The organism is uncultured Helcococcus sp. (assembly GCF_946998255.1).
Taxonomy (GTDB): Bacteria; Bacillota; Clostridia; order Tissierellales; family Peptoniphilaceae; genus Helcococcus.
On record NZ_CAMPYN010000012.1, the window covers coordinates 21,479 to 27,825 of the forward strand.

General features: G+C 31.7%; 6 protein-coding genes. All 6 read left to right on the forward strand.

Annotated elements, in window-relative coordinates; all coding sequences use genetic code 11:
* Positions 1-71 precede the first annotated feature (71 nt).
* The 6 genes from Q0U66_RS02015 to Q0U66_RS02040 all read left to right on the forward strand — a co-directional run bounded on the left by Q0U66_RS02015 (position 72) and on the right by Q0U66_RS02040 (position 6,248).
* On the forward strand, positions 72-710 hold the full coding sequence (locus Q0U66_RS02015; protein WP_297376959.1) for a hypothetical protein: 639 nt from the start codon (positions 72-74) through the stop codon (positions 708-710).
* Positions 711-731: 21 nt separating this feature from the next.
* A complete protein-coding gene (locus tag Q0U66_RS02020; RefSeq protein ID WP_297376961.1) occupies positions 732-1,340 on the forward strand; it encodes a histidine phosphatase family protein in 609 nt (202 codons plus the stop codon).
* A gap of 14 nt (positions 1,341-1,354) precedes the next feature.
* Positions 1,355-1,906 (forward strand): DJ-1 family glyoxalase III, encoded by a 552-nt coding sequence (locus tag Q0U66_RS02025; RefSeq protein WP_297376963.1) that lies wholly within the window; start codon positions 1,355-1,357, stop codon positions 1,904-1,906.
* A gap of 129 nt (positions 1,907-2,035) precedes the next feature.
* Positions 2,036-2,869, forward strand: a complete 834-nt coding sequence (locus Q0U66_RS02030) for a PRD domain-containing protein (RefSeq protein WP_297376965.1) — start codon at positions 2,036-2,038, stop codon at positions 2,867-2,869.
* 1 nt (position 2,870) lies between these two features.
* Positions 2,871-4,706, forward strand: a complete 1,836-nt coding sequence (locus Q0U66_RS02035) for a beta-glucoside-specific PTS transporter subunit IIABC (RefSeq protein WP_297376967.1) — start codon at positions 2,871-2,873, stop codon at positions 4,704-4,706.
* A 69-nt stretch (positions 4,707-4,775) separates the two neighbouring features.
* Positions 4,776-6,248, forward strand: a complete 1,473-nt coding sequence (locus Q0U66_RS02040) for a glycoside hydrolase family 1 protein (RefSeq protein WP_297376969.1) — start codon at positions 4,776-4,778, stop codon at positions 6,246-6,248.
* The last annotated feature ends 99 nt before the right edge of the window (positions 6,249-6,347 follow it).

Consider the following 6,347-nt stretch of genomic DNA (forward strand, 5'->3'; position numbering starts at 1 on the left):
ACTAATAATATTTAAATATTTAAGAGGTGTAAATCAATTTACACCTCTTAAAATATATAGAAAGGATATAAATGAAAATCCAAAGTAGAGTAGCATTAACAGGCTTGGCTTTAATTTTGCTTGGATTTGCAGTTGGTTTACAGACTAAAGCTGCTATAGGAGTATCGCTAGTAAACAGCACCTTTATATCAATATCTACGATAACAGGATTAAAATTTGGTACTGTCTCTAATATTGTCAATAGTTTTTTTATTTTATTACAAATTTTCATATTAAGAAAAGATATTAATATATTATTAGTTTTTCAAGCTATATTGATGGTTACATTTGGTTTTATAACTAATTTTTTCATATATGATGTTTTCACTTTTGATATAACAAGTTATCCTATGAGAGTAGTTTTATTTACTATATCATATTTAATTATACCTTTTGCCTTGGTATGTCTTAAGGAATTGGATATTGCAAGTATGCCAATAGAAGGATTTTGTAAGTTATTGGAAAATAAAAACATGATGAGCTTTAGTAATGCTAGATTAGCTGTAGATATAGTTTCTCTTATAGCAACTATATCTATTGTTTTAATATTTAATATACCTAGCCCAATAAGGGAAGGAACCATAATGAGCTTATTTTTACTAAACTACATGATAAGATTTTACATTAAGGTTCTTGGACCAACATTTGTAAAAGTGGGACTTGCGAATTAAAAATTAACAAAGAGGTGAAAAATGAAAAAAATATATCTTGTGAGACACGGAGAAACTCTATTTAATTTAACAAAAAAAAGGCAGGGAGCTTGTGATTCTCCTTTGACAGAAACAGGTATTGATCAAGCTAAAAAAGCCAAGGAATATTTTAATAAACATGAAATAGTTTTTGATAAAGCTTATTGCTCAACACAAGAAAGAGCTGAAGATACCCTGAATTTAATTACAGATTTAGATTACGAAAGATTGAAAGAATTGAAGGAATGGAATTTTGGTGTATACGAAGGTGAACCAGAAAGTCTAGGTGCTCCAGATTCAGATTATTTTTTAACCAATCTAAATTTTGGTGACTGGTGGGTTAAACATGGTGGTGAAGATGTAAAAGAAGTTAGAGCACGTATGAAAAATGCGCTTGCCAAGATCGCTGCTGATGAAGGAGAAAATGCTATAGTCATATCTCATGCGGGAGCTATTTGGTCTTTGATTACTGGAATATTTCCTAGTGAAGACTTGTTAGAAAATAATGGTATAGAACGTGGTATAAAAAATTTAGCTACTTTAGAATTTGAAGTTTTAGAAAATGGAGAATTGAAATTTATCCATTTATTCCAACCTTTATTAGAAGAGTAGTAATAGGAGTAATAATGAAAAAAATAGCAGTACTTGTAGCTCCAGGATTTGAAGAAATTGAAACGATAGGGATTGTTGATATTTTAAGACGAGGTAAAGTGCATTGTGATTTGGTCGGACTAGAAAATGTGGTAACTGGATCACATGGGATTTCAGTTAAATGTGATAAGGTAATTGATGATAAAATTTCTCGCGACTACGATATGATTGTTTTACCAGGCGGAAGGCCTGGAGCGGACAATCTAAGAGATAATGATCTTGTTATTAAGGCTATAAAAGATATGAATGATGAAAATAAATGGATTGCAGCTATTTGTGCAGCCCCAATAGTCCTTGAAAGAGCTGGAATTTTAGAAGATAAAAATTATACAGCATATCCTGGTTTTGATAAAGAAATAAAAGAAGGAAACTTCAAAGAAGATATAGTTGTTGTTGATGGTAAGATAATTACAAGCAGAGGACCTGCAACAGTATTTGAGTTTTCTTATAGCTTATTAGATTTGCTAGGAGTAGATACGAGTCATTTAAGAGAAGATATGCTTTATAACTTTCTAATTGGAGAATAACTTTATTTGCAAATAGATTAAAACTTTGCTATCATGTATTCATTAGGATAGTGATTGCAAAAGCAAGCTAAACCTACAAAGGGATTTCTGTATCCTTTTGTAGGTTTTTTTATTGCAAAGGGGTTATAAATGCGCATAAAAAAGATACTTAATAACAATGTAATTACTTTTGAATCACGAAATGGTGATGAAAATATTGCCATGGGCAAAGGTATAGCTTTTGGCAAGAAAAAAGGTGATTTGGTAGATGAAAATATAGTCGACAATATTTTTGTTCCCGATTCAACTTTAAAAAACATCACTGATATGGTTCAAAGCATTCCATATGCATATTTTGAAATAACAAGTGAAATTTTAAAATATGCAAAATTGATTTTGGCAAAACCTATAAATTCTAAAACGAATTTATTATTAGCAGACCACATACATGGAGCTGTTGAAAGAGCGAAAGATGGAGTGTTTTTGAAGACCAATCTTTCCTGGGATATAAAAAGATTTTATCCCGATGAGTATAAGATAGCTAATTATGGTTTAGACCTCATAAAAGAAAAATTTGAAATTGACCTAGATGAAAGTGAAGCTGCTTTTATGGCGCTTAATATAGCTAGTTCCAATGGAAACAATGATTCAGATTTATATGAAGTAACTGAAATAGTTTTGCAAATTATAAATATTATTAGAAGAGAATTTATGGTTGAGCTAGATGAAAGTAGTGTTAGCTACTATAGAATGATTAATCATTTGAAATTTTTCGCGGATAGGATATTAACAAATCATACTTATAACGATGACAATGATGATGAATTATTGGATATTATAAAAGTAAAATATGTCAATTCTTATAATGTAGCTTTGAAAATAGGTGAATTTGTTAAAGAAAACTACCACCATGACTTATCCCAAGAAGAATTATTGTATCTAACAATACATATTGAAAGAAATATATACAAAAGAGAGGAATAAAATGGGTAAATACACAAATTTAGCCCAAGACATAGTTAAAAATGTCGGCGGCAAAGAAAATATAAACAATGTATTTCATTGTATTACAAGATTAAGATTTAATTTGAAAGATGAATCTAAGGCAAATGATGAATTTTTCAAAAATAATGACGAGATAGTTACCTTGATGAAATCTGGAGGCCAATACCAAGTAGTAATTGGTAACCATGTACCAGAAGTTTTTGAAGAGGTAACAAAGGTGGCTGGAATCAGTGGCGACCAACCTTCTGGATCATCAAGTAATCAAAATCTAGGAGCAAAATTACTTGAATACATTCAAGCTATATTTATGCCATACTTATCAGTCTTAGCTGCAGCAGGGATTATAAAAGGTTTAGCTACAATCCTATCTACAGCAGGCTGGGTACCAGCTGAAAGTGGTTTAGGTGTATTATTAGCAGCAATGGGTGATACAGTGTTTTACTTCTTGCCTGTATTTGTTGCTTATACATTCTCAACTAAACTAGGACTAAATAAATTTACAGGTTTAGCAATAGGATTATCGCTTTTACATCCAACTATAACAGGAATAGCTGAAGAAACTATTATATTTGGTGTAAATGTTCAAGGACTTGCTTACAACTCAACTGTTTTACCAATAATATTTGGTATCTTATTGTCTTATCCATTAGAAAAGTTTTTCAATAAAATTTTACCAACAGTTGTGAAAGCATTCTTGACACCACTTTTAACTATACTAATTACAGTTCCAATAATTTATGTATTTGTTGGACCTTTGGCAAACAATATTTCAAATAGCTTATATGCAGGTCTATCTTCAATTTATGAATTTTCACCAATAGTAGCTGGTGCTGTTTCTGCATTCTTCTGGCAAATACTTGTTATTTTTGGAGTTCACCAAGCTCTTATTGTTCCATCAATAATTGGACTATCTCAAGGTACTCCTGACTTATTCATATCATTCATTGGTGCTGCACCATTTGCTCAAATGGCAGTAGTGATCATGATGTGGCTAAAGACAAAGAACAAAAAGAAAAAATCATTGATGTTACCAGCATGGATTTCAGGTATATTTGGTATTACAGAACCGGCAATTTATGGGTTTACACTTCCAAACATAAAACTATTCATAGCAGGTTGTATAGCTGCAGCATTTGGTGGTGCCTATATAGGAGCAACTAAGGCCTATACTTACCAAATGGCTGGATTAGGAATATTCTCCTTACCAGGAGCTATCTCAGCTGAAAATCCATCAAACTTAACAAACTTTATAATAGGTAACCTTATCTCAATAGTTTTAGCCCTTATATTTACATTCTTCTTATACAAGGAAGACAAGACAAGTATAAATGAAGAGGAAGCATCAAAAGCGAAAGAAAAGTTATCTAATGGTAATAAAGAAAGTTTAATCCATCCATTAAAGGGTCAAGTAGTTGAACTAGATAAGATTTCAGACCAAGCCTTTGCAAGTGGAGTTTTAGGCAAAGGGGTTGCGATTATTCCAAGTGCTAATGACTTAGTATCTCCAGTTGATGGTACTGTAACAACAATATTCCCTACAAAGCATGCTATAGGCATCACATCGAATGATGGGGCTGAAGTATTGATTCATATAGGACTAAATACTGTTGAACTTGCTGGGGAAGGCTTTGATGTTAAGGTTCAAGAAGGTGATAAGGTAAAGGCCGGTGATCTTTTAATGACTATTGATTTTGCTGGTATACAAGCAAAGGGCTATGATATAACAACACCTATTATCGTTACAAATACTGATGATTATTTAGATGTTATAGCTTTGACGGATTCACCAGAAAAGATAGTAGAATTAATTCATTAATAAATATAAAAAATTAAATATAGCCGGTAGTTTTTGACTACTGGCTCATATTTTAAAAGGAGGAAAATTATGGTATTCAAAAAAGATTTTTTATGGGGTGGAGCTACAGCTGCCAACCAAGTAGAAGGTGGATACAACTTAGGTGGTAAAGGTGAAATAATGCACGATTATACCACAGCAGGCTCAGTTAAAAAAACAAGAATGATAACTTATATCGATAAGGATGGAAATCCTGGAGAAGCTACCTATGCACACGGTTTTGAAGATATACCTGAAGGGGCAAAAGTAGGAGCTGTGGAAGGGTACTACTACCCAAACCAAGTAGCTATTGATTTTTATCATAGGTATAAAGAAGATATAGCTTTATTTGCTGAAATGGGATTCAAAACATTTAGAATGTCTATATCATGGGCAAGAATATTCCCGAATGTTGACGATGGTAAACCAAACCAAGAAGGTATTGATTTTTATAGGTCAATTTTTGAAGAACTTAGAAAATACGATATTGAGCCATTAGTTACTATGCATCACTTTGATACACCATTAAAAGTAGCTGAAAAATATGGTGGATTTGACAATAGAAAAGTTATAGATTTATTTGAAGAATATGGAAAATTTATAATTGACGAATATAAAGATTTAGTAAAATACTGGATAACTTTCAATGAAATAAATACTTCTATCGCATTTTTAGATATGTTTGATTTGGGCGAAAATTCAGCCCCATATCAAAAAGCCTTCCAAGTTTTACACAATCAATTTGTAGCCTCAGCGAGAGTTGTAAAATATGGTAGAGAAAAATATCCAGATTTAAAATTTGGTAACATGATATGTGGATTGTCTTCATATCCTATGACAACTGATCCAGAAGATATATTAGCTAACAGATATAGTTGGGAACAAAACTTATTATATTCAGGTGACGTACAAGTTTTTGGTGAATACCCAACATTCGCACAAAGAATATGGGATAAATATAATGTAAAATTAAATACTACTGACCAAGACTTTGAGGACTTAAAGGCTGGTACAGTTGATATGTACACATTCTCATACTACTCATCAAACCTAGTTACAACACATGATGTGGATAAATCCGCCGGTGGTAACTTCTCTATGGGAGTTGAAAATGAATACTTAGAATATTCTGACTGGGGCTGGGCATATGATCCAAAAGGTTTAAGATATTTCTTAGAAGTACTATATGACAGATATAAGATACCTCTAATGATAGTTGAAAATGGTCTAGGAGCTGTAGACGAGCTTGTTGACGGTACTGTAGAAGACGATTACAGAATAGAATACATGAGAGAACATATCAAGGAAATGAAAAATGCTGTTAAAGATGGGGTAGATTTGATTGGATACACCTCATGGGGTTGTATTGATTTGATATCTGCAGGTACAGGCCAAATGTCAAAAAGATATGGATTCATATATGTAGATTTAGATGATGAAGGAAACGGAACTCTACAAAGATACAAAAAGAAATCATTTGATTGGTATAAGAAAGTTATAGAATCAAATGGTGAAGTTCTTTAATTATTTATAGATTTAAAACACCTTTTATAATTATATTTGATATATGATATTATTTATATATCAAGTTATAATAATAAGAGGTGTTATTCTATGAAAAAA

Coding starts and splice junctions, on each gene's coding strand:
- Q0U66_RS02015 (WP_297376959.1), top strand. CDS start 72: ATGAAAATCCAAAGTAGAGTAGCATTAACAGGCTTGGCTTTAATTTTG.
- Q0U66_RS02020 (WP_297376961.1), top strand. CDS start 732: ATGAAAAAAATATATCTTGTGAGACACGGAGAAACTCTATTTAATTTA.
- Q0U66_RS02025 (WP_297376963.1), top strand. CDS start 1,355: ATGAAAAAAATAGCAGTACTTGTAGCTCCAGGATTTGAAGAAATTGAA.
- Q0U66_RS02030 (WP_297376965.1), top strand. CDS start 2,036: ATGCGCATAAAAAAGATACTTAATAACAATGTAATTACTTTTGAATCA.
- Q0U66_RS02035 (WP_297376967.1), top strand. CDS start 2,871: ATGGGTAAATACACAAATTTAGCCCAAGACATAGTTAAAAATGTCGGC.
- Q0U66_RS02040 (WP_297376969.1), top strand. CDS start 4,776: ATGGTATTCAAAAAAGATTTTTTATGGGGTGGAGCTACAGCTGCCAAC.